The sequence below is a fragment of the Aminobacter aganoensis genome, assembly GCF_014206975.1.
Taxonomy (GTDB): domain Bacteria; phylum Pseudomonadota; class Alphaproteobacteria; order Rhizobiales; family Rhizobiaceae; genus Aminobacter; species Aminobacter aganoensis.
The window spans coordinates 62,278-88,850 of sequence record NZ_JACHOU010000015.1; the positions used below are offsets into that span (position 1 = coordinate 62,278).

General features: G+C 66.8%; 30 protein-coding genes. 12 read left to right on the forward strand and 18 right to left on the reverse strand.

Features of this window, described 5'->3' with window-relative positions:
* Positions 1–153: 153 nt before the first annotated feature.
* Complete coding sequence (locus tag GGR00_RS21755) at positions 154–576, forward strand: metallopeptidase family protein (RefSeq protein ID WP_055972904.1); 423 nt, start codon at positions 154–156, stop codon at positions 574–576.
* Between the two features lie 21 nt (positions 577–597).
* Here GGR00_RS21755 and GGR00_RS21760 read toward each other — a convergent pair whose 3' ends face one another.
* The gene (locus GGR00_RS21760) at positions 598–807 is read right to left on the reverse strand and encodes a DUF1737 domain-containing protein (protein WP_055972907.1); all 210 of its coding nucleotides are present in this window, start codon (positions 805–807) and stop codon (positions 598–600) included.
* Entirely contained in the window at positions 804–1,703 is a 900-nt protein-coding gene (locus tag GGR00_RS21765) for an HpcH/HpaI aldolase/citrate lyase family protein (protein WP_184701130.1), read from the reverse strand. Before GGR00_RS21765 ends, GGR00_RS21760 begins: the two co-directional genes overlap by 4 nt.
* 97 nt (positions 1,704–1,800) lie before the next feature.
* Here GGR00_RS21765 and GGR00_RS21770 point away from each other — a divergent pair, with 97 nt between their 5' ends.
* On the forward strand, positions 1,801–2,970 hold the full coding sequence (locus GGR00_RS21770; RefSeq protein WP_184701131.1) for an NAD(P)/FAD-dependent oxidoreductase: 1,170 nt from the start codon (positions 1,801–1,803) through the stop codon (positions 2,968–2,970).
* Between the two features lie 279 nt (positions 2,971–3,249).
* On the opposite strand, the gene GGR00_RS21775 is transcribed toward GGR00_RS21770, so the two are convergent.
* Positions 3,250–3,534 (reverse strand): hypothetical protein, encoded by a 285-nt coding sequence (locus GGR00_RS21775; RefSeq protein ID WP_156381157.1) that lies wholly within the window; start codon positions 3,532–3,534, stop codon positions 3,250–3,252.
* 554 nt (positions 3,535–4,088) lie between these two features.
* A complete protein-coding gene (ycaC, locus tag GGR00_RS21780) occupies positions 4,089–4,715 on the reverse strand; it encodes an isochorismate family cysteine hydrolase YcaC (RefSeq protein ID WP_055972916.1) in 627 nt (208 codons plus the stop codon).
* A 135-nt stretch (positions 4,716–4,850) separates the two neighbouring features.
* Here ycaC and GGR00_RS21785 point away from each other — a divergent pair, with 135 nt between their 5' ends.
* A complete protein-coding gene (locus GGR00_RS21785) occupies positions 4,851–5,768 on the forward strand; it encodes a LysR substrate-binding domain-containing protein (RefSeq protein ID WP_184701133.1) in 918 nt (305 codons plus the stop codon).
* A gap of 23 nt (positions 5,769–5,791) precedes the next feature.
* Here GGR00_RS21785 and GGR00_RS21790 read toward each other — a convergent pair whose 3' ends face one another.
* The 4 genes from GGR00_RS21790 to GGR00_RS21805 form a co-directional block, all read right to left on the reverse strand.
* Positions 5,792–6,427, reverse strand: coding sequence for a bleomycin resistance protein (locus GGR00_RS21790; RefSeq protein WP_184701135.1), 636 nt, complete (start codon positions 6,425–6,427; stop codon positions 5,792–5,794).
* A gap of 190 nt (positions 6,428–6,617) precedes the next feature.
* Positions 6,618–6,839 (reverse strand): hypothetical protein, encoded by a 222-nt coding sequence (locus GGR00_RS21795; protein WP_184701137.1) that lies wholly within the window; start codon positions 6,837–6,839, stop codon positions 6,618–6,620.
* A 106-nt stretch (positions 6,840–6,945) separates the two neighbouring features.
* The gene (locus tag GGR00_RS21800; protein ID WP_108609632.1) at positions 6,946–7,155 is read right to left on the reverse strand and encodes a cold-shock protein; all 210 of its coding nucleotides are present in this window, start codon (positions 7,153–7,155) and stop codon (positions 6,946–6,948) included.
* 114 nt (positions 7,156–7,269) lie between these two features.
* A complete protein-coding gene (locus GGR00_RS21805; protein WP_156381158.1) occupies positions 7,270–7,578 on the reverse strand; it encodes a hypothetical protein in 309 nt (102 codons plus the stop codon).
* Positions 7,579–7,658: 80 nt separating this feature from the next.
* On the opposite strand from GGR00_RS21805, the gene GGR00_RS21810 reads away from it, so the two are divergent.
* A complete protein-coding gene (locus GGR00_RS21810) occupies positions 7,659–8,333 on the forward strand; it encodes a hypothetical protein (RefSeq protein ID WP_184701139.1) in 675 nt (224 codons plus the stop codon).
* A 91-nt stretch (positions 8,334–8,424) separates the two neighbouring features.
* Positions 8,425–9,222, forward strand: a complete 798-nt coding sequence (locus tag GGR00_RS21815) for a DUF2189 domain-containing protein (protein ID WP_184701141.1) — start codon at positions 8,425–8,427, stop codon at positions 9,220–9,222.
* 84 nt (positions 9,223–9,306) lie between these two features.
* Here the strand turns inward: GGR00_RS21815 and GGR00_RS21820 are convergent, their stop codons facing one another.
* Positions 9,307–9,765: a carboxymuconolactone decarboxylase family protein gene (locus GGR00_RS21820; RefSeq protein ID WP_184701142.1), complete on the reverse strand. Its 459-nt coding sequence runs from the start codon at positions 9,763–9,765 to the stop codon at positions 9,307–9,309.
* Positions 9,766–9,890: 125 nt separating this feature from the next.
* On the opposite strand from GGR00_RS21820, the gene GGR00_RS21825 reads away from it, so the two are divergent.
* Positions 9,891–10,763 (forward strand): sigma-70 family RNA polymerase sigma factor, encoded by an 873-nt coding sequence (locus GGR00_RS21825; protein WP_184701143.1) that lies wholly within the window; start codon positions 9,891–9,893, stop codon positions 10,761–10,763.
* Between the two features lie 105 nt (positions 10,764–10,868).
* On the opposite strand, the gene GGR00_RS21830 is transcribed toward GGR00_RS21825, so the two are convergent.
* Together GGR00_RS21830 and GGR00_RS21835 are read right to left on the reverse strand one after the other, a co-directional pair.
* Positions 10,869–12,131 (reverse strand): serine hydrolase domain-containing protein, encoded by a 1,263-nt coding sequence (locus GGR00_RS21830; RefSeq protein WP_377863908.1) that lies wholly within the window; start codon positions 12,129–12,131, stop codon positions 10,869–10,871.
* Between the two features lie 67 nt (positions 12,132–12,198).
* On the reverse strand, positions 12,199–13,599 hold the full coding sequence (locus tag GGR00_RS21835) for an alginate export family protein (protein WP_184701144.1): 1,401 nt from the start codon (positions 13,597–13,599) through the stop codon (positions 12,199–12,201).
* Positions 13,600–13,955: 356 nt separating this feature from the next.
* Between GGR00_RS21835 and GGR00_RS21840 the strand changes: the two genes are divergently transcribed.
* The 3 genes from GGR00_RS21840 (at position 13,956) to GGR00_RS21850 (ending at position 16,428) form a co-directional block, all read left to right on the forward strand.
* Entirely contained in the window at positions 13,956–15,395 is a 1,440-nt protein-coding gene (locus tag GGR00_RS21840; protein WP_184701145.1) for an FAD-binding oxidoreductase, read from the forward strand.
* 181 nt (positions 15,396–15,576) lie between these two features.
* Positions 15,577–15,918 carry an ArsR/SmtB family transcription factor gene (locus GGR00_RS21845; protein WP_055972951.1) on the forward strand — a complete coding sequence of 114 codons (342 nt, stop codon included), beginning with the start codon at positions 15,577–15,579 and terminating at the stop codon, positions 15,916–15,918.
* A 21-nt stretch (positions 15,919–15,939) separates the two neighbouring features.
* Positions 15,940–16,428, forward strand: a complete 489-nt coding sequence (locus GGR00_RS21850) for an SRPBCC family protein (RefSeq protein ID WP_184701146.1) — start codon at positions 15,940–15,942, stop codon at positions 16,426–16,428.
* A 101-nt stretch (positions 16,429–16,529) separates the two neighbouring features.
* On the opposite strand, the gene GGR00_RS21855 is transcribed toward GGR00_RS21850, so the two are convergent.
* Complete coding sequence (locus tag GGR00_RS21855; protein WP_246441545.1) at positions 16,530–16,847, reverse strand: hypothetical protein; 318 nt, start codon at positions 16,845–16,847, stop codon at positions 16,530–16,532.
* A 70-nt stretch (positions 16,848–16,917) separates the two neighbouring features.
* Positions 16,918–17,820: a LysR family transcriptional regulator gene (locus tag GGR00_RS21860; RefSeq protein WP_184701147.1), complete on the reverse strand. Its 903-nt coding sequence runs from the start codon at positions 17,818–17,820 to the stop codon at positions 16,918–16,920.
* 151 nt (positions 17,821–17,971) lie between these two features.
* Between GGR00_RS21860 and GGR00_RS21865 the strand changes: the two genes are divergently transcribed.
* From GGR00_RS21865 to GGR00_RS21875, 3 genes are all read left to right on the forward strand, one after another.
* A complete protein-coding gene (locus GGR00_RS21865; protein WP_184701148.1) occupies positions 17,972–19,153 on the forward strand; it encodes an MFS transporter in 1,182 nt (393 codons plus the stop codon).
* Between the two features lie 88 nt (positions 19,154–19,241).
* Positions 19,242–20,075, forward strand: coding sequence for an aldo/keto reductase (locus GGR00_RS21870; protein ID WP_184701149.1), 834 nt, complete (start codon positions 19,242–19,244; stop codon positions 20,073–20,075).
* 209 nt (positions 20,076–20,284) lie between these two features.
* Positions 20,285–20,743: a glyoxalase superfamily protein gene (locus GGR00_RS21875; RefSeq protein WP_184701150.1), complete on the forward strand. Its 459-nt coding sequence runs from the start codon at positions 20,285–20,287 to the stop codon at positions 20,741–20,743.
* A 92-nt stretch (positions 20,744–20,835) separates the two neighbouring features.
* Here the strand turns inward: GGR00_RS21875 and GGR00_RS21880 are convergent, their stop codons facing one another.
* The 5 genes from GGR00_RS21880 to GGR00_RS21900 all read right to left on the reverse strand — a co-directional run bounded on the left by GGR00_RS21880 (position 20,836) and on the right by GGR00_RS21900 (position 26,567).
* Complete coding sequence (locus GGR00_RS21880) at positions 20,836–22,020, reverse strand: chloride channel protein (protein ID WP_184701151.1); 1,185 nt, start codon at positions 22,018–22,020, stop codon at positions 20,836–20,838.
* Between the two features lie 16 nt (positions 22,021–22,036).
* Positions 22,037–23,578, reverse strand: a complete 1,542-nt coding sequence (locus GGR00_RS21885; RefSeq protein WP_184701152.1) for a phospholipase D family protein — start codon at positions 23,576–23,578, stop codon at positions 22,037–22,039.
* A gap of 103 nt (positions 23,579–23,681) precedes the next feature.
* On the reverse strand, positions 23,682–24,503 hold the full coding sequence (locus tag GGR00_RS21890) for an ABC transporter ATP-binding protein (RefSeq protein WP_055972977.1): 822 nt from the start codon (positions 24,501–24,503) through the stop codon (positions 23,682–23,684).
* Positions 24,496–25,548 (reverse strand): FecCD family ABC transporter permease, encoded by a 1,053-nt coding sequence (locus tag GGR00_RS21895; RefSeq protein ID WP_184701153.1) that lies wholly within the window; start codon positions 25,546–25,548, stop codon positions 24,496–24,498. Before GGR00_RS21895 ends, GGR00_RS21890 begins: the two co-directional genes overlap by 8 nt.
* On the reverse strand, positions 25,545–26,567 hold the full coding sequence (locus GGR00_RS21900; protein ID WP_244487787.1) for a FecCD family ABC transporter permease: 1,023 nt from the start codon (positions 26,565–26,567) through the stop codon (positions 25,545–25,547). Before GGR00_RS21900 ends, GGR00_RS21895 begins: the two co-directional genes overlap by 4 nt.
* Between the last annotated feature and the right edge of the window lie 6 nt (positions 26,568–26,573).

Sequence of the window (26,573 nt, forward strand, 5' to 3'; positions counted from 1 at the left end):
ATAGATTCCAGAGGCGCCAGGGAGAGTCAAGCCGATTCGCGGGGAATTTATTCCTCTCCTTGGGGAACCGCGCTCACCGCTTATTTATCGCCCGGGCGGCAAAGGCCTCGTAAGCGTGGCGGCAAAAGCTATATGCCCCCAAAAGGACAAATAATGGCCCGCATCTACAAGACCCGCGCCTGGCATGACCAGCTTTCGCCCTCGATCGAGGAAATGGAGCTGCTGGCGCTCGAAGCCTATGCCCATTTGCCGGAGGAGTTTCGCCAGCTGACCGGCGAGGTCGTCATCCAGCTGGCCGAATTCCCCACCGACGAGATCATGGACGACCTGTCGCTGGAAACGCCGTTCGACCTGCTCGGCCTGTTCGAGGGGCGCGGCATCGCCGAACGCTGGAACCCGCAGACCGGCGAAGGCCCCAACCGCGTGACGCTCTACCGCCGCGCCATCCTCGACTACTGGGCCGAGAACGAGGAGACGCTGGGCGACATCGTCACCCATGTGCTGATCCACGAGATCGGACACCATTTCGGCCTGTCCGACGACGACATGGAAAGGCTGGAGGAAGCCGCCGAATAGGCGGCGGCCACCGCCGGAAAATCAGAAATCGCTGAGCTTGGTGACGCCGGCCTCGTAGTCGTGGCCTTCGACGTCCTTCACCACGGCCTGGCCACAGCGCATGGTCTTGCTGTCGGCGTCGAAGGAATAGGTCGGCGAGCCGAACAGGTGCCAGCCCTTGTTCACCGCGGCGGTGACCTTGTGGCAGAAGGTGGCGTCGTCGGGACCGGTCAGGAAGCGGTAGAGTTTCATTTTTCGTCTCCCGTCATCTCGGCGATCATCGCCGCCCGAGCCAGCATCTTCTCGGCCTGCACCAGATGCAGCCGCTCGACCATCCTGCCACCGAGCGAGATTACACCGCGCGAGGCATTTTCGGGAAGCGCGAAGGCGCCGACGACGGCGCGCGCCTCGGCAAGCGCCTCGGCCGACGGCGAGAACGCCGCATTGGCCGGGCCTATCTGGGCCGGGTGGATGACGGTCTTGCCGGAAAAGCCCATCGCGGCAGCCTCGCCGCATTCGGCGGCAAAGGAGTCGAGGTCGCGGAAATCGTTGGAGACGCTGTCAAGCATGTCGACCCCGCCGGCGCGGGCGCACAGCACCATCTGCAACAGCCACGGCTGGAGGTAGCGGCGGTCGGGCGTGATCATCACGCCGGTATCCTTGGCGAGGTCGTTGAGCCCGGCGATCAGGCACGACAGCCGCGCGGCGGGATCGCGGCCGAGTTCGGCGATGGCCGCCAAATTGACCAGCGCCCGCGGCGTCTCGATCATCGCCCACAGTTTCAGCGTGTCGGGGGCATCGGCCTCGTCGAGCACGTCATTGGCTTCCAGCAGGTCGCGCGGCGTCTCGATCTTGGGCAGCACGACGCCGTCGGTGGCCCAGCCGCTCGCCGCCGCGAGATCGTCGGCGCCCCACGGACTCTTCAGCGAATTGATGCGCACGACATATTCGCGCGCGCGCTGCGGCCGCTCGGCGAAGAATTTGGCCAGCCTGTCGCGCGCCGCGGCTTTTTGCTCGGGCAGCACGGCATCCTCGAGGTCGAAGATGACGGTATCGCAGGCAAGCTGGGGCAGCTTGGCGATCGCCTTGTCGTTGGTGGCAGGCACGAAAAGCACCGAACGGCGCGGGCGGGAAACAGAATGTGACATCTGGTCTTCTTGCCCGGCAATGCTGGCCCTTGCAAGGGCTTGCCCGGCAATGACGTAACTGCTTTTGTCCTCCATCGAATCTGGACGGGAACATTCCATGGCACGCTACGACGTGGTCATCATCGGCGGCGCGATCGTCGGCAGCTCGGTCGCCTATTACCTGCGCGACGAGGGCTTTAGCGGCTCGATCGCGCTGATCGAGCGCGACCCGCAATTCGCCCATTCGGCAACGACGCTGTCCTGCGCCTCGATCCGCCAGCAGTTCTCGATCCCCGAGAACATCCGCCTGTCGCAGTTCACGCTCGGCCTGTTCCGGCGGCTGAAGGACGAGTTCGGCCCGGACGCCGACATCGGCTTCCGCGAGGGCGGCTACCTGATCCTCGCCGGCGAGAACGGCCTGCCGATCCTCGAGGCCAACCACCGGGCGCAGATGGCCGAGGGCGCCGACATCGTGCTCGAGGACGCCGGGCAGCTGGCGAAGCGCTTCCAGTGGATCTCGACCGAGGGCATTTCCGCCGGTGCCTATGGCCGCACGGGCGAAGGCTGGTTCGACGCGCATGCCATGCTCGGCCTGTTCCGCAAGGCGCTGAAAACCAGGAACATCGACCTGATCACCGCCGAGGTGACCGGCGTCGAGCGCGAGCGCAACCGGATGGTTGCCGTCACGTTGGCCAGTGGCGAGCGGCTGGAGGCCGGCACCATCGTCAATGCCGCCGGGCCCAACGCCGGCAAGGTCTCGGCCATGGCCGGCATCGCCCTGCCGGTCGAGCCCCGCAAGCGCAACGTCTTCGTCTTCGAGGCGCGCGACAGGTTCGCCGACATGCCGCTGATGGTCGACCCGAGCGGCGTCTACGTCCGGCCCGAGGGCTCGGTCTACATCACCGGCGGGGCCGAGAGCGAGGACGGCGAGCAGGCCGCCGATCCGCAGGATTTCAACCCCGACTGGGGCCTGTTCGAAGAGGTGATCTGGCCGGCACTGGCGACACGCGTTCCGGCCTTCGAGGCGATCAAGGCGACGCAGGCCTGGGTCGGTCACTACGATTACAACGCGCTCGACCAGAACGCCGTCATCGGTCCGCACCCCGAGGTCGAAAACTTCATCTTCGCCAACGGCTTTTCCGGCCACGGCCTGCAGCAGGCGCCGGCGGTGGGCAAGGCGCTGGCCGAACTCATCGTCCATGGCGGCTACCGCTCGATCGACTGCTCGGCCTTTGGCTACCAGCGCATCGCCGAGGGCCGCCCGTTCCGCGAGCTGAACGTGATCTAGGGGTTTTCGCCCGAGCACCCGATCCTGCGCCTCTGTGGTTGCGCCCCTCATCCTGAGCCTGTCGAAGGATGAGGCGCGGCAAAACGCCGACGTCCTCCCTCCCCCTTGTGGGGAGGGTAAGGGGTGGGGGTGAATTCGCCTCCGCGGCACAGAGCATGGCCGCAAGGGCTCCCCCACCCTCTATCCCTCCCCACAAGGGGGAGGGAGGACCTAGACACCGGCGCCCACATCATTCGCGCTCGCTTCGGTCGGCCACCCTGCGACAGGCTCCTGCGCCACCTAGACCTGCACCGCCCCCATCGACAGCGCGGCGAGAAAGGTCATCATCGCCTCGACCTCGCTGGCGGCGCGGCTGGAGGGCTTGCCGGTGCAGTGGGCGCCCTCGCGGCCATAATGATCGGCGCGGCAGCAGCCGTCCTTGCGGCAGGCGCGGCGCGAGCAGCGCAGGGCCGCGCCGTCGCGCGTGGCGGCGATGCGCACGGCAAGCCCGGCCACCTTGCGCACCGTGTATGGCAGTCGCTGGTCGATGACGCTGCGGTCGTCCATTTGCCTTGATTGTTTCATGTGAAAACACCTTTTGCCTGAGGGGAGCGCGCACGAAATACTGCCCGGCCTGGCGCACCAGCCGGATTTTCCAAGGGAAGCCGACGCATGGGGCGCGCCTTCTTCAGTAGACTGATTGCGGCACGCCACCACGCGTCCGCCGGTGCGCTTGCCCCACCCTCGTGCCGTCGGCGCATTTTCGCGCCACGGCTGGCAGGGCCTCGGCCTGGGGGCTCATCACCCAGCAACGCCACCGTCAGCGCCGCCGGCCAAGACACCGTCCCCCTCACCTGGCACCCGGTGCGCACCAGGTTTCCCTTGAGGGAGATGGACTGATCTTAGGCCGGGTGTCCGGAGGCGTGGAAAAAGAAGGCGAAAGTTTTTTTGAAAAGACAATGAGAACAATGTGTTGGAGGGAGAGCGGCCAAAAATTTGTCCACCACTGCCCCCCGGAAAAACAAAAACGCGACAGCGCAGGTCGCCATCGCGTTGCCGGCCCGACACGAACTCGGGCCTGTTCGAACAACAACGCCACGCTCCGGACCATCGAACGATGATCCGGAGCGGCGGGTTGCCTACTTGCCCGAGGTCACCGTGTTGTAGCTGGTGATCAGGTTGCGGTAGTCCGGGATATGGTTCGAGAACAGCGTTCCCAGACCCTCGACGTCATTGCGCCAGTCGCGGTGCAGCTCACAGGCTACGCCGAACCAGGTCATCAACTGAGCGCCTGCGGCACTCATGCGATCCCAGGCCGAATGACGGGTCACTTCATTGAAGGTACCCGAAGCGTCGGTGACGACGAAGACGTCAAAGCCAGCCTCGATGGCGGAGAGAGCCGGGAATGCGACGCAGACTTCGGTGACGACGCCGGCGATGAGCAGCTGCTTCTTGCCGGTAGCCTTCACAGCCTTGACGAACTCCTCATTGTCCCACGCGTTGATCTGGCCAGGGCGGGCAATGTAGGGCGCATCGGGGAACGCTTCCTTCAGTTCCGGCACGAGCGGGCCGTTCGGGCCGTTTTCGAAGCTGGTGGTCAGGATGGTCGGCAACTTGAAATATTTGGCGATGTCGGCCACCGCCAGAACATTGTTCTTGAACTTGTCCGGGTCGATGTCACGAACCAGCGACAGAAGGCCGGTTTGGTGGTCGACGAGAAGAACAGCAACATCATCCTTGTTGAGACGGACATAAGGCTTGGTCATGGACGCGTTTCCTTTCTGGAGGTCGGAAGGTCACCGGCTCGGTTCGGGCAGGCATTCCTTATGGTTTGAAGCTACTTCGACAACGAAGGAGGCGACAGATTGCAAGAATCGACGCTGCGTTCTAGAAATAGAACGATGGATGACCTGAATGACCTCTATTATTTCGTGCAGGTGGTCGATCACGGCGGCTTCGCACCGGCGGGACGCGCCATCGGCCTGCAGAAATCGAAACTGAGCCGACGCATCGCGCTTCTTGAAGACCGGTTGGGCGTCCGGCTGATCCAGCGCTCGTCGCGCCGCTTTGCCGTGACCGAGATCGGTCGCGAATATTACCGGCGCTGCCTGGCGGTTCTGGTCGAGGCCGAGGCGGCATCGGAATTCATCGCGCAGCATCGCGACGAGCCGCAGGGCGTGGTGCGGGTAAGTTGCCCGACGGCGCTGATCTCATTCCAGTTCGGCGCGCTCTTTGCCAAATTCCTCACCGCCCATCCGCGCGTGGACCTGCATCTGGAAAGCACCAACCGCCGGGTGGACGTCATCGGCGAGCGCTTCGATGTGTCCATCCGCGTCCGCTTTCCTCCGCTGGAGGTGACCGACCTGCTGATGCGAAAGCTCGATGACAGCTCGCAATACCTGGTCGCGCGGCCGGATTTCCTGCCAGGCCCCCTTGCGACGCCGGCGGAGCTGTCAGGATTGCCGAGCCTAGCCTGGCCGTCGTCTTCGCACAGCTATGAATGGCGGCTGGAAAACGGCAATGGCGAGCATGCGGCCGTTTCGCACCGTCCCCGCCTGCTCACCGACGACATGGCGGCATTGCGCGAAGCGGCGCTCGACGGCGCTGGAATCGTGCAGCTGCCGACGATGATGATCTGGAAGGACCTCGCCGAGGGCACGCTGGTGCCCGTCCTGCCAAAATGGCGTCCCGCATCCGGCATCGTGCATGCCGTCTTTCCGTCAAGGCGCGGGCTGTTGCCCTCGGTGCGCACGCTGATCGACTTCCTGGCAAGGGAGTGTGCCGCGCAGAGGCAGACGATCGAGCAGAGCCTTGGCTGACGTCCGCCAGCCGGCTGAACCCCTTACTCCCCGGCGAAACAGATCAGATTGCCGTCGGGGTCCCGCACGATGAAGGTGCGCGCGCCCCAGGGTTCGATGCGCAACGATTGGTGGAAGGCCACGCCGGCCTTGTCGAACTCGAGGAACAAGGGCTTGGCGTCGTCGACCGCGAAGGTGCAGGACAGGGCGTCGTGTTCACGCGCGCGAAAGCCGCTGTCGAACACCGGGCCGGCGACCTGGCGCAGGTTGAGGCGGCCGCCATCGCGCGACACCTGCGCGTAGAACGGCGGTTCGCCATAGGAGAAGGCGAGCTCGAAGCCGAGCTTTTCGACATAGAACGCGCAGGCAGCCTTCATGTCGGCGACGAAAAGCTGCGGCTCGGCAGCGATGATGGAAGCGGAGCGGGAGGTGGGTGCGGTCGGTGACGTCATGGATGGCAATCCCTTGATCAGCGCCGCCCAGCTGTCGAAGCCGTGCTTTCTCGCCACGAGTTCCTGAGCATCGCCGAGCCTGAAGGCGGCGGCGAGCACGTCCCTGTCGGGCAGGTCGCGGAAGCGCGGCAGGAACCGCCTGATCTGGGCCGCGACGGGAAAATAGCGCGCGCGGTGCCAGCGCAGGTAGGACTTGGCTTGCTTGCGGAGGTTTTCGAGATTGGGCATGGGGCGCGCGCACGACTGATGACCTTGACGTAGGCGGGCAATGCCCCTCCGGCTGGTCAGCCGACGCGCCCTACAGCAGCACCGTCCACGCTAGGCCGGCGGGTGATGTCCGTCAAGAACGCCGACGGGCGTGACGTCGTCGGGAAGATCGCCTGTTAGCCCCATCATGGCCCCGGGCGAGCGCGTGGCTTTACGTTGCCGGCTTCTTGCGGCGCGCGGGCTTGGCGGGGGCGGGTTCCTGGGTTGCCTCCATGGCAAGCCGTGCCGCACGGAGCCGCGCGGTCTTGGCCTCGCGTGCGGCGACCTCGGCACCGAGGATCGAATTGGCGACCCGGGTGGTCATGTCGCCCTTTGCCTCGGCCTTGTTCTGCGCGGGGAGAAACGGGGTAGCCTGGATGATGGAACTCGCCATGATGATGTCTCCTGAAATGAAAAAGGCCGGGAACTCCCGACCTTCTCCCGATTGCCTCGACGGCCGATGCCAGTTCATCCGTGGTCAGCGGCCGGACGCAATTCCGTTAGGCAGCCTGAAGGTTTTCGGCTGCGTTCTTGCCGCTGCGGTTGTCGCGCACGACATCGAAGTTCAGCTTCTGGCCCTCGACGATGGTGCGCATGCCGGCACGCTCGACGGCCGAGATGTGGACGAACACGTCCTGCTCGCCGGTGTCGGGCGCAATGAAGCCGAAACCTTTGGTGGCATTGAAGAATTTAACTGTACCAGTGGCCATGACGAAACCTTTCAATCGACATGTGAAGTATTCGCCGGCGGAATGCAGGGCGATGTTTTGCGATCGAAATTGAGGGGGAAGATCGTAGAGGCGCCAGGCGCGCGGAACAAAGTTCTACAGCAAGATCGATATGACCAATATAGGGCTTAGTGCGACGATAACAAGGCTGCACGCAACGAAGGACTTGGCCGCCTGTGGCCCGAAGGCCTTGCAATCGAGAACCCGGCATCCCACATAGGCTTCATCGGCGAGCTTGCCGGGAGCGAAACGCACATCAAGATTTGATGCCTGGGTTTTGCCGCGAGCCGCTGCATTTGCCCTGATCGACGGCATGCCGACCGCGGATGTACCGGCAGCATGAAATGTCTCAGGAGCCAGAGGGAAGCGGGCATTGCCCGCTTTTTTCTTGTCTGGCGCCAGCACCCGATACCACCCTTTGCAGACGGGCCTTTGGCCGACATGATGCGATGCGGCCTTGCGCCGGCATTGCGGAGGGGACAGCCATGGATTTCATGCGCCTGCTGAAATCGCTCGAGGAACTACTCTACGAGCTGGCGTCGTGGCTGGTCTTCTATCCCATGACGATGTGGCGGACGCTGCGCCGGCCGCAAGCGATGATGCGTTATGCCGACGTCGAGCTTGCCGACGACGTGGCCGAGCAATACACCGACACGCTGAGCCCGCCGCTGTTCCTGCTGATCACCCTGCTGATCGCGCATGGCTTCGAGCTGGCGCTGGTGCGCCAGGAGACGCCATGGGCGCCGCCGTCGTTTCTCGCCAGCGATGCCAATCTGCTGATGTTCCGCGCCGTGGCGTTCAGCGTCTTCCCGCTGCTGATGGCGCTGGCGCTGCTGCGCCACCGCGGCATCCGCATCGACCGCAACACGCTGAAGCGGCCCTTCTACAGCCAGTGCTATGTCGCGGCGCCCTTTGCCCTGCTGGCAAGCGCCGGCGGCCTGCTGACCCGCATCGACACGGCCGAGACGCGGCTGGCCGGGCTGGCGCTGTTCGGGCTGGCGACCCTGTGGTACCTGACCGTCGAAACGCGCTGGTTTGCCAGGCATCTCGACCTGCCGCTGCCGCGCGCGGCATTCAAGGTGACCGTCATCCTGTTCGAGGGGCTGGTGGCGATCCTGCTGGCGGGAGCGGCGATCGCCTACGGCCTGGCGGACGCGTGAACGCGCCGGCTGCGGGCCCTTGATCCTGATCAATGTCCCGCGCAGCCTGGCGTATAGGGATAGCACGACGGCGCCAGCGAGGGAGGAAGCCATGGCAGACGTGAAGGGGACGGCGCAGCCGCAAGGCAAGCGGCCGGGCGCGCTGCCGGAGGTGCGGGCGCTGACGGTGGCCGACATCAGGCGGAGCCTGGCGGAAGGGGCGGCCGACTTTGCCCGCTGCCCGGCGGTCGGGCTGATCATCGGCGCCGTGTTCATGCTCATCGGCATGGCGATCACCGTGTCGCTGCTGGTGCTGCACGAGCCCTGGCTGATCTATCCCTTCGCCATCGGCTTCCCGCTGGTCGGGCCGTTCGCCGCCGTCGGGCTCTACGAGGTCAGCCGCCGGCTGGAGGCCGGCCAGGCGCCGGCGCTCGGCGAGGTGCTCAGGGTGATCTGGGCCCAGCGCCGCCGCGAGGTGTCGTGGATGGCCTTTGTCATGCTGTTCGTGTTCTGGATCTGGATGTACCAGATCAGGCTGCTGATCGCGCTGATCCTCGGCCGCATGTCGTTCGCCACCCTCGACCGCTTCGTCGGCGTGGTGACGACGACAAGCGAGGGCTGGATCTTCCTCGGCATCGGCCATGTCGTCGGCGCGGCGCTGGCGCTGGTGCTGTTTTCGATCACCGTGATCTCGATCCCGATGCTGCTCGACCGCGAGGTCGATTTCGTCACCGCCATGATCACCTCGGTGCGCACCGTGCTGGCGAGCCCCGTCGTCATGCTGGGCTGGGGCCTGGTGGTGACGCTCGCCGTGCTCGCCGCCTGCGTGCCGTTCTTCCTCGGCCTGCTGGTGGTGCTGCCGGTGCTCGGCCACGCGACCTGGCATCTCTACCGCCGCGCGGTGGTGTAAACGGCAGCCCCCATCCTTCGGCGGGCGCGTCCTTCGACAGGCTCAGGATGAGGGCGGCGTGCGGTGCGGTCGCAGCCGCGCGGCTCAGTTCCAGGCCGCGCCGGCGACCTGGCGGACGGCGGCATTGAGCCGGTTCCAGACATTGATCAGCCCGATCGAGAGGATCAACGCCGACAGCGTCTTCTCGTCATAATGGCGCGCGGCGTCGGCCCAGACGTCGTCGGGAACCGGGTCGGCCTTGTCGCTGACGCGGGTGACGGCCTCGGTCAGTGCCAGCGCGGCACGCTCGGCGTCGCTGAACCACGGCGTGTCGCGCCAGGCGGCAACGGCGAAGATGCGCTCGTCGGTCTGCCCGGCCTGTCGGAGCTCGAGCGAGTGCATGTGGACGCAGACGCTGCAGCCATTGATCTGGCTGGCGCGCAGATGGACGAGATAGCGCGTCACCTCAGGCAGGCTGTCGAGGGTGGTCGCCTTGTTGAGCGCCTGCAGCGCCTTCAGGGCTTCGGGCAGGACGAGGGCGGGGTTGTTCATCCGGGCTTGCATTTTTCGCTTCCTTTCGCGGTCGAGTGGTCGATGGTGACGTTGCCGGCCCCTGGAACAGTCTCTGTCACATCGGCCGGGCTTCGTTCGTCATGGCCTTGACGAGACAGCAGCAAGGGATGTGACCGATGGACGACAAGATTTTTCTCGCCGACGCCTTCGCCGAGAAGCGCGGGCATCTCCGGGCAGTCGCCTACCGCATGCTGGGCTCGGCCAGCGAGGCCGAGGACGCGGTGCAGGAGACGTGGCTCAGGCTGGCGCGCACCGATGCCGGCGGCATCGACAATCTCGGCGGTTGGCTGACCACCGTCGTGGCGCGCGTGTGCCTCGACATGCTGCGCCAGCGCAAGGCGCGGCGCGAGGACCCGCTCGACACCGAGGGACCGGACGAGGTCGCCGACGACGCCCCGGCTGTCGACCCCGAGCGCGAACTGGCCATGGCCGACGCCGTCGGGCTGGCGCTGCTGGTGGTGCTGGAGCGGCTGGCGCCGGCCGAGCGCATCGCCTTCGTGCTGCACGACATGTTCGACCTGTCCTTCGACGCCATCGCCCCCATCGTCGAGCGCACGCCGGTGGCGGCGCGCCAACTCGCCAGCCGGGCGCGGCGGCGGGTGCAGGGCAGCGACGAGGCCGGCATGCCCGACCGGGCGCGGCAGCGCGAGATCGTCGACGCCTTCCTTGCGGCATCGCGCGGCGGCGACTTCGCCGGCCTCCTGGCGGTGCTCGATCCCGACGTGGTGTTCCGCGCCGACGCGGCCGCAGCCCGGCTCGGCTCGGCACCCGAATTGCGCGGGGCACAGGCTGTGGCGCAGAACTTCAAGGGCCGTGCCCAGGTCGCCCGCCCGGCCCTGGTCGACGGCGCCATCGGCCTGCTGATCGCGCCGATGGGCAAGCTCCGCGTCGTCCTCGCCCTCACGCTCGACAGCGACAGGATCATCGGCATCGACGCCATCGCCGATCCCGAGCGACTGGCGCAGCTCGACGTGGCGCTGCTGGCCTAGCCGGACATGAGCTCGGCAACTGAACGGCCGATGGCGGCACGCCTGTAGCCGCGCCGCCATCACGCCTGGCGCAGCCTGCCGGGCCCCAGCGCCCGGCAGCGAACCTTACTTCATCAGATGCCTGGCCAAGGCTTCGTAGGCCGGCAATGAGGTCGGGTCGTTGGCGGCATTGCCGGCCGTGGGATGCGACGAGAAGCGGGCGATGACGACGCGCGCCCTGGGGTCGATGTAGAGCGCCTGGCCATGCACGCCTCGCGCCATGTAGGCGCCATGGTCGTTGTTGGTGATCCACCACATGCCGCGATAGCTCCAGCCCTTGAGCAGCGCATAACCGGCCTTGTCGAACGCTGCCTTGTCGCCGCCGGCGCGGATGCGGGCGATCGCCGCTTCCGGTATCAGGCGCTGGCCGTCGACGACGCCGTCGTCGAGCAGGATCTGGCCGAGCCGCGCCATGTCGCGCAGCCCGGCATTGAAGCCGCCGCCGGCAAAGGGCGTGCCGGTGGAATCGACGGTGTAGTAGGCGTCCTGCTCGGCGCCCATCTTGCTCCAGATCCGCTCCGACATGAACTCGGCGACGGATTGGCCGGTGACCCGCGCGACGATCCAGCCCAGGGCATCGGTGTTGATGGTCTTGTAGCCGAAGGCTGCGCCGTGCTCGCCTTGCTTGCGCACCGTCTGGAGGTATTCGAAGTAGCTGCGCGGTCCGGTGTAGCCCTCCGGCTTGGGCAGCGGGCTGCCGGCCGCCGAATAGATCCAGACGTCGGCGTTGGGATCGGCGTAGTCCTCGCTGTAGCGCAGGCCTGTGGTCATCTCCAGCACCTGCTTGACGGTTGCGTCGCCAAACGCGCTGCCGGCGAGTTCGGGCACGATCGATGCCACCTTGGCGTTTTCGTCGAGCTTGCCCTCGGCCACCAGCATCTCGCCCATCAGGCCCGTGAGCGACTTGGTGACCGACATTGCACCATGCTGGCCGGCCTCGTCGAGGCAGCCGAAATAGCGCTCGTAGACGATCTTGCCGTCATGCATCACGACGATGCCGTCGGTGTAGTTGGCGGCCAGCGACTGTTCCCACGTCATCTCGGCGTCGCCGCCAAGCGGGGTGAACGTCACCGCGTCGATGGACTCGTCGATGGCCCGTTCGAGCGGCACCGGCGCCCCGAGCCCGCGGCTGACATTGACCGTCGGCATCAGCTGGCGAAAATTGCAGACCGTCCAGCGCATCTTGGGGAAGCTGAAATAGTCTGGATCGGTGAAGCGGATGATCTTGTCGGCCGGCGGCGGCGCACCGACCATCCAGCCGAGCTTGACCGGGTCGGACTCGTCGGCTGACAGCACTTTTGCCTCGTGTGCACGGGACATCGACGGCATCAGCGAAAGCATTGCCGCGACCAGCGCCACCCGCGCGAACCCGCCCCGCCCCGCACCACATCCGGCCTCAGAAATTGACCACGACATTGACGAAGCCTCCTGTCCAGACTGGCGCATCGGAACTGACGACGGAGTCGGCTCCGGGACCGGGGAATGAGACGCTGAACCCGGCTGTCAGGTAGGTGTTTGGGTTCAGCACGCGGTTGTATTCGAGGAAGATGTCGTCCGACAGGTGCTTGGCGGAAACGCCGGCGACCGGATTGGGCACGCCATTGATGATGTCGAGATGCGTGCCCTGGCCGAACTGGATCGGGCTGCGCAGTTCGTTGGCGCTGATGTAGGCGTAGCGCAGGGTCAGCGTGTCGCGCTCGGTCGGCTGAACGCGCAGGCTGAGCTGGTGCGCGTTGACGTTGGAGTTGATGAACACCATCGACGACTTCGAGCCGGTCGACCACGAGCTCGGGCTGCCCTCGTAGTAGAGCGGATCGAAGCGCTCCAGGCGCGACGTCGAGGGATCGTCGCCGGAGAATGTCTGGTAGGAATAGGCGATGGTCGGCGCCCAGGAGTATTCGGCGAAGGTGTAGCCGACCTGGACGCGGCCGCCCCATGCCCGCATGTCGATGCGGTCGTTCCACTGGTAGGCGAAGTCGCCTGCGACGAAGAAGTTGTCGAAGCTGTCGCCGAACGGAATGGCGCGGCCGTAGGCATTGACGAAGTTCAGCCCGTCGCGGCCATTGGCAACCAGCGTCGGCACGCCGATGCCGCCGGGCGCGGCCTGCGGGTAGGGCGAGTCGGATTGCAGCACGTGGCCGAAGGTCAGGCCGGCAAAGGTGTCGGCCTCGCCGTCATAGCGGAAATCGCCGCCGACGATCCTGGTCTGGGTGTCGCTCTCGTTCAGTTCGTTGGCGTCGAGATAGAAGACCGTGCCGGTGAAATTGTCGAAGCCGAAACGGCCGATCGATGCCATCTCCCAGGCCTTGCGCGGGCCGAGCTTGAGCGCGCCGCGATCGAACCCGCTCGAGCCGCCATTGGCAAGCAGCATGCCGGTGCCGGCCTTGAACTGGCGCGGCCCGACCGACAGGTCGAAAGACGGCTCGTTCTTCTCGCCAGAGCGCAGGCCGAGATAGCCCTCTTCAAGCGTGACGCGGCCGGTGTTGCCGGTGGCATAGGCATCGATGCCGAGCGTGCCCGAAGCAACGGCCGAAACCTTGCCATAGGCCACCACCCCGCCCAATTCCTTGGTGAAGCTGAGGCCGGGCAGGATGTAGCCTTCGAGCCAGGTCGCGTTCGAATCGAAGCCGGACGACGGCGCGAAGGTATCGGCGTAGTTCCAGAACAGATTCTGCTCGGCCACCACGTTCAGGCCGGCCTGAAGATGCATCCTTATGGTCAGGCCGTCATGGTCGAGGAGGATCATGCGATCGTCGGCAGAAAGCGCTCGTTCGGAAGCGAAGACGCTTGCCGACATCAGGACTGCGGTGCCTGCCCAGCCAGAAATCCGCCGTCTCCGCTGCCTGGCGGGCGGCTTGTGCGGGCCGGCATGCCCTCGCATCGCCCCGGAATCGAAATCGCTGTCCGTCCACCCCATCGCTTGCATGGCCTCCAAATGTGCGCCGCGAGCCAAAGCAACAAGCCGAGTTGCCTGACACTATGGCGGGCGACGCCGGCCTCCGCAAGCGCAGTGACCCTCGGCGCAACCCAGGCGCGGTGCCCTCGAGCGCACTCATCACTTTTGCGCAACGTCGCTTGTTGATCCGCCGCCCGAGGCGCACAATCCGCGGCCGCGGCGGAAGAGGAGGTGTCACTCCATGGGAGGAATGCACCATGAACGACTTGAGCCTCACGACGCTGGACGGCGGCATGGCAATGGTCAGTGCCACGACGCTCGACGCCTTTGCTGCCGGCCTGCGCGGCGACGTCCTCAATGCCGGCGACGCCGGCTATGACGACGCCCGCGCCATCTGGAATGCCATGATCGACCGCCGCCCCGGCCTCATCGTGCGGTGCGCCGGTGCTGCCGACGTCATCGCCACGATCAACTTCGCCCGCGACAACAAGCTGCTCGTCGCCGTGCGCGGTGGCGGCCACAACATCGCCGGCAGTGCCGTCTGCGACGGCGGGCTGATGATCGACCTCAGCAAGATGAAATCGGTGCGCGTTGACCGTGTCGCCCGGCGCGTCTGGGTCGAGCCGGGCTGCATGCTGGCCGACCTCGACAAGGAGACCCAGGCGTTCGGGCTCGTGGTGCCGACCGGCATCAACTCGACCACCGGCATATCGGGGCTGACGCTCGGCGGCGGCTTCGGCTGGACGACACGCAAGCTCGGGCTGACCATCGACAACCTGCTGTCGGCCGACGTGGTGACGGCGGACGGCGAACTGGTGCGGGCAAGCACCGCCGAGCACCCGGACCTGTTCTGGGCCCTGCGCGGCGGCGGCGGCAATTTTGGCGTCGTGACGGCCTTCGAGTTCAAGCTCCACAAGCTCGGGCCGCAGGTGCTGTCGGGACTGGTCGTGCATCCCTTCGACGACGCCCGCCAGGTGCTCAAGGAATACCGCGCGGCGCTGGAGGATGCGCCCGACGAACTGACCTGCTGGACCGTGGCCCGGCAGGCGCCGCCGCTGCCCTTCCTGCCGGCCGACTGGCACGGCAAGGAAGTGCTGGTGCTCGCCATGTGCTACAGCGGCGATCTCGAAGCCGGCGAGAAGGCGACCGCCGCCCTGCGCGGCATCGGCAAGCCGATCGTCGACGTGGTCGGGCCGAACCCGTTCACCGGCTGGCAGGCGGCCTTCGACCCGCTGCTCCAGCCCGGCGCGCGCAACTACTGGAAGAGCCACGATTTCATCGATCTCGCCGACGAGACGATCGACGTTCTCGACGACGCGATCAGGAACCTGCCCGGGCCGGAATGCGAGATCTTCATCGGCCATGTCGGCGGCGCCGCCGGGCGGGTGGCGACCGATGCCACCGCCTTCCCGCAGCGCAACGCGCATTTCGTCATGAACGTGCATGCCCGCTGGCGCGAGGCGAACATGGACAATGCCTGCATGGGCTGGGCCCGCGACATCTATGACGCGGCCAAGCCGCAGGCGGTGGGCACGGCCTACATCAACTTCATGCCGGCGGACGAGGCCGACCGGGTCGAGGCGGCCTATGGCAGCAACTATGCCCGGCTGCTGGAGGTGAAACGGAAATACGACCCCGACAATTTCTTCCGCATGAACCAGAACGTGCGGGCCAAGACGGCGCGCAAAGCGGCCTGAGGAACCCACGGCGCTTTACTCAATGTGAGCGATGCGACGAACCCCCACCCTGTATCTCCCCCCCCCCACAAGGGGGAGGGAGGCGTCGGCGTTGCGCCTGCATGTCGGCGGAGCCCTCGCCCCAGGCTTGACAGACGGCCGCGTCTTTCATAACCATATTGTTATAGACAAAGGTTGTGACATGACGCCGTCCGAACGCCTCGATGCCACCTTCACGGCTCTCGCCGACCCGACGCGGCGAGCGATCCTCGCGCGGCTGATGCAGGGCGAGGCCTCGGTCATGGAACTGGCCGAGCCCTTCGCCATGAGCCAGCCGGCCATTTCCAAGCACCTCAAGATGCTGGAGCGGGCCGGGCTGATCTCGCGCGGCCGCGACGCCCAGCGGCGTCCGTGCCGCATCGAGGGCGAGGCGCTGGCGGCGGCAACGGGCTGGCTTGAGGACTACCGCAAGGTCTGGGAAGGCAACTTCAAGCGGCTCGACGGGCTGCTGGCCGAACTGCAGGCCAACCAGGGCAAGGCCTGACGTATCCACGAGGAGCTCGAAATGAAGCACAGGCTGGACGTGACGACGCCAAGCGACCGCGAGATCGCCATGACACGTGTCTTCGACGCGCCGCGCGACCTCGTCTTCGACTGCTGGACCATCCCTGCGCTGCTGAAGCGCTGGATGACCGGTCCCGACGGCTGGTCGTTTGCCGTCTGCGATGTCGACCTCCGGGTCGGCGGAAAATACCGCTTCGTCTGGCGCCACGAGGACGGCCGCGACATGGGCATGACCGGCACCTATCGCGAGATCATGCGACCGGAACGGATCGTCAGCGTCGAGATGTTCGACGTCGACTGGACCGAGGGTGAGGCGCGCTCGACGCTGGTGCTGACGGAAGTGGACGGGCGCACGATCTCGGTCAACACCGTGCTCTACAGCTCGCGCGAGGCGCGCGACGGCGCGATTGCCATCGGCATGGCCAAGGGCGTGGAGGCCGGCTACGACCGGCTGGACGATGTTTTGGCGAAGCAGGCCACGGCGGGATAGTCCGGGCATCGCTGCCTTGTCGTTGACAGGTTCGCGTCGCGGGCCTTCGACCATCCTTCGACAGGCTCATCCTTCGACAGGCTCAGGATGAGGGCGGCACCTCAGCGGCAGACGCGCCGATAGATGTTTCCGAACAGCTGGATCTGGCAGCTGGGCTTGACCATCGGCACGTCGGGGCGCTGGATCTGCGGCACGACGATCTGGCGGTCCTGCTCGCGAAAACGCTGCTGCTCGGCCTGGAACTCGATGCGGTTCTGGCGGCTTTGCAGGATCTGCAGCTCGTTGAAGCGGCCCTCGCGCGCCAGCTGGTTGCGGTCGGGTTGTCCCGGCAGGTCGATGGCATACGCCTGCGTCGCACCGGCGAGCAACATGCCCGCGGCCGCCAGCGCCGCCAGTTTCGATCTCGCTCCATTCAGCATCGGCAGTCTCTTCCGGTGCGATAATCCGCACATCATGAAGGTAGTACGCATATCGGCCGAAACAATGGCGTCATGCGGCGCGCGCCTTTTCGGCGAGGAAATCGATGAAGGCCCGGACGCGCGCGGCAAGATGGCCGTGGCCGGCGAAGACGGCATGGATCATCTCGATGTCCTCGGGGTTGTAGGCTTCCAGCACCGGCACCAGCCGGCCCTCCGCCATGTCGCGCTCGACCTGGAAACGTCCGGTGCGGATCAGCCCGACGCCGTCGAGGCAAAGTCGGCGCAGGCTCGGGCCGTTGTTGGCAAGCAGATTGCCGCCGATGCGCTGGACGAAGCTTTCGCCGGTTTCAGGGTCGCGGAAAATCCACTCGTCGCGACTGGAGAGGAAGTTGAAGCGCAGGCAGTTGTGGCCGGCGAGGTCGGCCGGCGCCTGCGGCACGCCGTTTCGCTCGAGATAGGCGGGCGAGGCGACGACGACGCGGCGGATTTCGAGGATCTTGCGCGCCATCAGCGAAGAATCGCGCAGCCTGCCCGATCGGATCGCGACGTCGGCGCGCTCCTGGTAGAGGTCGATGACGCTGTCGGTCAGCGACAGGTCGAGCTCGATGCCGGGATGGAGCGACAGGAACTCGGCCATGTGCGGCACGACGTGGCTGGCGCCGAAGGCGACGGAGGCGCTGACCCGGAGCGGGCCCCGCGGCACCGCCGAACCGCCCGACGTCACCACCCGCTCCGCCTCCTCGATCTCGCCGAGGATGCGCTGCGCCCGTTCGAGATAGACCTCGCCCTCGGGCGTCAATTGCAGCGCACGCGTGGAGCGCACCAGGAGACGCGTGCCGAGGCGGTCTTCGATGCGGGTGATGAGCTTGCTGACCGCCGACGGCGACAGGCCGAGCTGGCGGCCGGCAGCCGAAAAGCTGCCGAGGCCGACGGCCCGCACGAACACTTCCATCTCGCCGGCGCGGTTGTCCATCACAGCCTCTTGTGAATTCGTTTCACAGGTATTCGTCCATCATGGCGGATTATTGCGCAAGTGGCTTTGCCCCATATTGCCCGGCAAGGAACAACCGGCGAACGCAACTCGCCTCAACTGCGCCCGCTCGGCGGGCGGGAACGGTTTTGCCATGCCTCTGGCCATATTCGCATTGACCATCGCGGCTTACGCGATCGGAACCACCGAATTCGTCATCGTCGGGCTGCTGCCGACGGTGGCGAACGATCTCCAGATTACCCTGCCGCTCGCCGGCATGATCGTCAGCGTCTATGCGCTCGGCGTCACCTTCGGCGCGCCGGTGCTGACGGCACTGACCGGCAGGATCGAGCGCAAGCCGCTGCTGCTCGGCCTGATGGCGCTGTTCGTCGTCGGCAATGCCGCGGCGGCATTGAGCCCGAGCTACGAGCTGCTGCTGGTGGCGCGCGTGCTGTCGGCCTTCGCCCACGGCGTGTTCTTCTCGGTCGGCGCCACCATCGCCGCCGACCTGGTGCCGGAAAACCGCCGCGCCTCGGCGATTGCCATGATGTTCATGGGCCTGACGGTGGCGATCGTCACCGGCGTGCCGCTCGGCACCTTCATCGGCCAGACCTTCGGCTGGCGCGCCACCTTCTGGGGCGTCTCGGCGCTCGGCGTCATCGCCTTTGCCGGCATCGCTGCCCTTTTGCCGTCGACGCTGAAGAAGGCTGCCCCGTCGAGCCTGCTAGACCAGGCCAGGGTGCTCGGCTCCGGCCGACTGCTGTTGGTCTACGGCATGACTGCGCTCGGCTATGGCGGCACCTTCGTCGCCTTCACCTACCTCGCCTCGATCCTGGAACAGGTCACCGGCTTCTCGGCCTCCAGCGTCAGCCTGCTGCTGGTGCTCTACGGCCTGGCGATCGCTGCCGGCAACATTGCCGGCGGCCGCATCGCCGACCGCAACCCGGTCAAGGCGCTGACGGTGCTGTTTGCCCTGCAGGCGGCGGTGCTGGTGGTGTTCCATTTCACCGCCATTTCGCCCGTCTGGACCGTGGTGACGCTGGCGGCTCTCGGCTTCCTGTCCTTCGCCAATGTGCCCGGACTGCAGCTCTATGTCGTGCAGCTTGCCAAGGAACATCGTCCCGGCGCCGTCGACGTCGCCTCGGCGCTCAACATCGCCGCCTTCAACCTTGGCATCGCGCTGGGCGCCTGGATCGGCGGACTGGTGGTCGCCTCGCCGCTCGGCCTCGGCGCCACGCCGTGGGTCGGTGCGGTGCTGGTGGCCGGCGCATTCGTGCTGACCGTGTGGAGCGGCGTGCTCGACCGCCGCGAGGAACCCTTGTGCCAGCCGGCATGAACCGTTGATCGAACAGATCCCGGACCTAACTAGAAGGAGTGGAACCTGCCTCCCCGGTTACCGCTCCTCCCCAACCAAGGAGAATTCCATGAAATTCGTGACCGCCAATGGTGCGACGATCCCCGCCCTCGGATTCGGTACCTTCCGCATGCCCGGCAAGGAGGTGCTCGAAGTGGTGCCCGAGGCCATCAGGCTCGGCTTCCGCCACATCGACACCGCCCAGATCTACGGCAACGAGGCCGAGGTCGGCCAGGCCATCCAGACATCGGGCGTTGCCCGCGGCGACGTCTTCCTGACCACCAAGGTGTGGGTCGACAAGTTCCGTCACGCCGATTTCGTGAAGTCGGTCGACGTGAGCCTGAGCAAGCTTCGGACCGACCATGTCGATCTTCTCCTGCTGCACTGGCCGAACGACGCCGTGCCGCTGGCCGAGCAGATCGGCGCGCTGAACGAGGTGCACAAGGCCGGCAAGGTGCGCCACATCGGCGTCAGCAACTACAACACCGCGCTGATGGCCGAGGCGGTCGAACTGAGTGCCGCTCCCATCGTCACCAACCAGGTCGAGTACCACCCCTATCTCGACCAGGCCAAGGTGCTGGAGACGGCGCGACGGCTCGGCATGTCGGTGACGGCCTACTACGCCATGGCCGACGGCAAGGTGCTGTCCGACCCCGTGCTGAAGGATATCGGCGCCCGCCACGGCAAGTCGGCGGCGCAGGTGGTGCTGCGCTGGCTGGTGCAGCAGGATGGCGTCGTCGCGCTGTCGAAGACCTCGACGCTGAAGCGGCTGCCGGAAAACCTCGCCATCTTCGACTTCGAGCTGTCGGATGACGAGATGGCGGCGATCCACGCCCGCGCCGCTTCCGGCGGACGCATCGTCAACCCGGCGGGCCTTGCTCCCGTCTGGGACAAGGCGGCCTGAGGGCCGGTCCCGACGCGGCCGTTGACGTCGCGCCGCCGACTCCCTATCTGAGGGCGGTCAAGGGCGGGAAGCCCCTGCCGCCCGCAGCCGCAAGGCCTGGTGAAGCTTCCCTCGAAAAGTTCGTTTCCCTGTCGATGCGACGGCCGAAGCGGCAATGCGGGCTCCCGACCTTCAACCACGCCGTTCGCGCATCGCGAAGGAGCGAACCCATGACCACAGGTCAGACCACCGATTACAAGACCAACGCCCGCAGGCTGCGCGACGCGCTCGCCGCCGAGGGCATCGCCGTCAGCCACGCCAAGGCGCTGGAACTCGTCGCCCGCCAGGAAGGCGCCCGCGACTGGAACACGCTTGCCGCCCGTCCGCTGGCGAGCCCGGTTCCGGCCAAGGCCGACTCCGCCACGAGCGCCGTGCCCTTTGCCGTCGGCGAAAACGTCGCCGGCACCTTCAACGGCAATCCGGCGCAGGGCCGCGTCATCGGCCTCGAAGAGACGATCAAGCCGGACCTCTGGCGCGTCACCGTCGCCTTCAACCCGCCGGTGGACGTGTCGACCTCGAAGCTGTTCTCGTCGGAACGCCGCCGCATCCAGATGGTGGTCGGCGCCGACGGCCGCTCGCGCCGCCTGACCGGCACCGAGACGGGCGTGATGGCGCTCGAACGCGCCTGACGACAGGCAAGGGCCGCCGCACCACGGCGGCCCTGGTCCCTCGAGGGTTTCCGAACGGAAAACCGCTGCGCCCTTTTCCTGGAATTGCTCGGCTAGTGCTCCGGCTTCGGCGCCACCAGGCTGCCGGCATAGCCGCACAGGGCGCCGACGCAGATAGCGCCGAACAGCGATCCATCGACCACGAACAGCATGATCAGCACCGCAGCCACCGGCCGGCCCAGTCCAGCCGTTGCGGCAGCGCTCATGCCTGCGGCGATGGCGACCACCGGGTTGATGCCCGGTGCTATCGCCAGTACCGAGGCGCCAGCGGCGGCTCCTGCGAAGATCAGCGGGAAAATCGCACCGCCCAGCCATCCCGTCGACAGGCAGATCACCGCGGCAAGCACCTTGAGCAGGCCGAGAAGCAGCAGCATCGCCATGCCTGCCGTGGCCGCCCATTCGAGCATCGAGCCGATCTCATGATGGCCGGAGAAGCGCAGGATCGGCAGTGCAGCAGCCACCAGGCCGAACACCACCCCGCCGATGACCGGCTGCCAGAACGCCTTGGGCACGCAGTGCTGGACCAGGTGCTTCATCGCCGGCAGCGCAAACAGGAAAAGTACGCCGACTGCTGCGCCAAGCAGCGCGGGAACGATGGCAAGCACAAGGTCGCTGCCATCGCCCGGCGGCGAGTAGGGCGGCAGCGCAATGCGATGGAAGCCGCCTGACAGCAACAGCCTGGCGGCGACGAGAAAACCAAGCAGCCCGCACAGGCCGGCCAGCAGCAGCATCGCGCGCGGCGCCGCCGGCTTGTCGTCGGCGTAGGCAGCGCCGCCCAGCGGCGAACCATAGAAACCTGAAAGGGCGCCTGCCGCACCGGCCTCGCCGATGATGCGCGCGTCGGCATGGCTGCGGCCGAGAAAGACGGCGATGGCCGCCGTGAGCTCGGCTACGACAGCCAGCAGCCCGGCCTCGGGGCCGACAGCTCCGCCGAAGGCGACGGCTACGATCGCGGTGAGGCCGACAAGCAGCGCCTTGCGGTGATGGATGTAGATGGGATCGCGCAGCGCCGCCAGTTGCTCGTCGACGCTGTCGGTGGCGCCGAACTGGCGCATGATGCCGATCAGCGCCCCGCCCGTTACCGCCACGGCCAGAATGTACCATCTGGACTCGCTGACCGACCAGACGAGCGAGCTCACGCCCTGCATCAGCCACAGCATGGCGGCCGACGCGACGCCTGCCAGCAACCCCACGCCACCGGCGAGCAGCGCGAGCCTGACGATCTGTGTCCTCGTCAACGAAGCCATCCTGCCCCTACAGCATCCATTCGATGGGCAGCCAGCCCAGCACTGTCACCAACGCCCGCTTGGCGGTGCTGCTGTGCGGATCGGACGCATAGGTCTGCGCCGCCTGGCCCGACCGGTTTTCGGTCCACTGCAGTTGACCGCCAGGTGCGAGCGAAACGGCATAAGTGTCCTGCGGTATCCTGGTGTCGAACGCCCCGGCGATGGTTTGCGCAAGCGCCGGGCTGGCGATGAGGAAGCCCATTTCGCAGTTGAGCAGCGCCGAGCGCGGATCGAAATTGAAGGAGCCGATGAAAACCCTGTCGCCGTCGACCGCAAAGGTCTTGGCGTGCAGGCTGGCGCCGGACGAGCCCATCACGTTGAGCTCGGCATCGCCGTCAGGCGCGCCCGTCACCGGCCGGAGTTCAAAGAGCTTTACCCCGGCCTCGAGCAGGGCGCGTCGGTATTTCGCATAGCCGGCATGGACCATGGCGACATCGGTGGTCTCCAGCGCATTGGTGAGGATCCGCACTTCAGCGCCGGCCCTGGCGAGCCCGTCGAAATAGCTCGTGCCCGCCTTGCCGGGCACGAAATAGGCCGACACCAGGTCGAGGCCCTTGCTGACCGGACCGAGCACCTCGGCCAGCCGAGCGATCATCAGCTGATCCTTCGTCGCCTTGCCCAAGCCCTTTGCCGGATCGTCGACGACCAGCTTCACATCGACCCATTCGAGGCCGAGCGTGCCGCTGCGCAGCCTGTTGTAGGCAGGCGCGTCGGGCGTGACGAACTCGGCCGCCTCAGGCCGCGCAGCCGCCTCGTCCGTCTCGGTCAGGAAGGCGGGAAGGCTGGCGACCGACATGTCGAGGATGGTGTCGGCGGCAAAGACCGAAGCGCTGTTCCAGTAGCTGTCGAAAGCCTTCGACGTGTCCTGCACCACGGGGCCGGTGCCGAGCACGTCGAGGGCGAAATAATAGGACTCTTCGCCGACCTTGAAATACTCGTTGCCGATGTTGCGCCCGCCGACGATGGCCGCCACTCCGTCGACGATGAAGGACTTGTTGTGCATGCGCCGGTTCATGCGGAAGAAATCGAAGGCATAGCCGAGCATCTTGGGCCGGCGCACTGTCGACGGGTTGAACAGCCGGATGTCGAAATTGGGCTGGGCATCGAGCGTCGCCATCGTCCGGTCGAGACCGGGAACGCCGTTGTCGTCGAGCAGCAGGCGAACGCGGACGCCGCGCTTCGACGCCTCGTAGAGCGCCCGCAGCAACAGGCGCCCCGAGGTGTCGTCGTGCCAGATGTAGTACTGCGCGTCGATCGACCGGGCTGCAACCGAACTCAGGAACAGGCGGCTGGCAATGGCATCGTGCCCACCGGCAATCGGCAGGACGCCGCTGGTCCCGGCCGGGCCGGGCGTGCCGGCCATTGCTGCCAGCCTGCCGTCGGCTGCCGGCGGCAAGGCTGCGTCGGCCGGACGCCCGTCGATCGAGGGCAGCGGAAACAGCAGGCGCAGGGCCACGACCGCGATGGCAGCGACGACGACTGCCCCAAGGATCGCCTTGATTACTCTCATCCGCCCATCCCCGGCTGCCAGCGACGCCCTGAAGATGCGTCGCCTTGGCGCCATTTAGAGCGCGCGCGGCGGTTGCAGGCAAGCCGGGCCGTCGGCCTTGGCGTCAGAGTTGGGTGGCCTGCTCGGCCCGAAAACGCGGCGACGAGTTGCGGATCGGAATGCACAGCGGCCGCTCGTGCACCGGATCGGTGATCACGCGGCAGGAGATGCCGAAGACGTCCTCGATCAGTTGCTCGCTCATCAGTTCGACCGGCGCGCCCTCGGCCACCACGCTGCCGCCCTTCAGGAACACCAGCCGGTCGGCATAGCGCGCCGCCAGATTGAGGTCGTGGAGCACCAGCACCACTGTGCGGCCATGCTCCTGGTTGAGGCGCCTGACCAGGTCGAGGCAGTCGATCTGGTGGGCCATGTCGAGGTGATTGACCGGCTCGTCGAGGCAGATGATGTCGGTCTCCTGCGCCAGCACCATGGCGATCCAGACGCGCTGCAGCTGGCCGCCCGACAGCGAGCCGAGCCGGCGGTCGGAAAGGTGCGACACGCCGGTGCCGAACATCGCCGCCTGGATGGCCTCGCCATCGGCGGTGCTCCACGGCTGCAGCATCGACTGGTGCGGATAGCGCCCGAGCCGGACCAGCTCCTCGACGGTCATGTCGTCGGGCGCCGACGGGTTCTGCGCCAGAAGCCCGATATGGCGGGCGAGCTCCTTTTCCTTGAGGCCCGAGATCGGCAGGTCGCCGAGCCGCACTTCGCCCGACTTCGGCTGGTGCAACCGGCGGATGGCGCGCAAGAGCGTGGACTTGCCGCAGCCATTGGGGCCGGCGAGAACCGTCACCTTGCCCTTGGGTATCTCGAGGTCGATGGCCGAAAGGGCGGTCGCCGCGCCATAGGCAACGGTGAGGGCCGCGACTGTGATCGCCTTATCCATTGGTGCTTCCCCTGCGCAGCACGAGGTAGAGGAAATAGGGCGTGCCGATGACCGCCGTGACCGTGCCGGCCGGCACTTCGGTCGGCGCAAACAGCACGCGCACGATGAGATCGGCGCCGACGAGCATGATGGCGCCCAGCAGGAAGCTGGCGACGATGCCTGCCATAACCGGGCGGCCGACGATCAGCCGGGCGAGATGCGGCGCCATCAGCCCGATGAAGCCGACGCCACCGGCGAAGGCCACGGCAAGTGCCGTCAGCGCCGAGGCAAGCGCGAAGACCAGGATGCGGAAGACCGGCAGGTTGAGGCCGATGCCGCGTGCCGAGACCTCGTCGAGGTCGGTCGGCGGCAGGCGCCGCGCCACGGCCACGACGCCGACCATGGCAATGGCGAGGCCGATGGCAACGACCTGGACCTCGGCCCAGTTGATCTCGTTGACGGCACCGGCGAGCCAGCGGCTGGCCTGGGTGGTGCGGTAGATCGGCCCGACGATCATCAGGATCAGCGTCGCCGCCTTGGCCACGGCACCGACGGCGATGCCGAACAGCAGAAGCCGCACCGCCGACGAGGCCTGCTGGCCGGAGAGCAGGAAGACCGCCGAAATCGCCACGCTGGCGCCGGCCATCGCCGCCACCGGCTGCCAGACGATGGAAGTGACGAGCGCGTTGCTTTCGTCGGACAGCAGCGCCAGGAAGATGACGACGCCGAGGCCGGCACCGCCGATGACGCCGAGCACGCCGGGCGAGGCCAGCTCGTTGCGCGTCACCTTCTGCAGCAGATAGCCCGCGACCGCCATGGCGCCGCCGGCAAGGACGGCGATGGCGACGCGCGGCGCGCGCAGCTGCAGGACCACGACGCGTTCGCCGCGCGTGCCCTCTCCGAGCAGGATCTCGACGATGCGGCGCGGGTCGATCCAGGTCGATCCGAAACCGATGCCGCAGAGCGCCAAGCCCACTGCCACAACGGCAATGACGGCAACGGCGATCCAGGCACGGCGGCCGATGCGGGCCAATGCCGGCGACATGCGGGGGGCGAGCGAACTCATGCGGCGCGCCTCCGGAGCAGGACGAGCAGCAGCAGGCCGCCGACGATGGCCGTGACCGCGCCCACCGGCGCCTCGCGCGGATAGATGACGAAGCGGGCGACGATGTCGGCGAGCGTGGTGTAGAGCGCGCCCACCATCGCGGCGGCAGCAATCTGCAGTCGGTGGCCGAGCCCGACCAGGGCGCGCGCCGCGTGCGGCACGACGAGGCCGACGAACATGACCGGCCCCGCCATGGCGACGGCCGCGCCGCTGAGCAGCGCAACGGCAACGAAGGCCAGCCCCCGAACGACGCCGAGCGGCACGCCGAGCCCGCGCGCCGTCGAATCGTCGGTCTGGAGGATGTCGAGCGGCCGCGCCAGCGACACCGCAAGCGCCGCGCCCGCGACCACGAAGGGCAGTCCGTTGAAAGCGAGGTCGAGCTTGCGGTCGGCGAACGAGCCCGCCAGCCAGAACAACAGCTGGTCGAGCATCGTCTCGTTCACCGTGAGCACGACATTGACGAAGCTGTCGAACAGGCCGGCGAAGGTGACGCCGACGAGCACGATCCTGAGCGGCGAGATGCCACCGGCTGCGGCGGCCAGGCCGAAGACGACGAAGCTGGTCACCAGCGCGCCCAGTGCCGACGCCAGCGACAGGCCCGGCAGCGAAACGACGCCGAACAGGCCGCTGGCCACGACCACGGCAAAGGCAGCCCCTGCATTGAGGCCGAGCGTGTCGGGCGAGGCGATGCGGTTGCGCGACAGCGTCTGCACGATGACCCCGGCAATGCCGAGGGCGGCACCGACCATCGGCGCCATCAGCGCCCTGGGCAGGCGCAGGTCGTGGATCACGACATCGGCCTCGCTGCCGTCGAAGGCAGTGAGTGCCGTCCAGATTTCCTCGGGCGAATAGAGCCGGTAGCCGAGCGCCAGGCTGAGATACATCAGCGCAAACAGGACCAGCGCCAGCCCGGCGAAGAGCGACCGGTGCCCGATGCGCCAATGCGCTCGGAGGCTCTTGGTCGGCGAAGCGTGGGGCACGCGCGG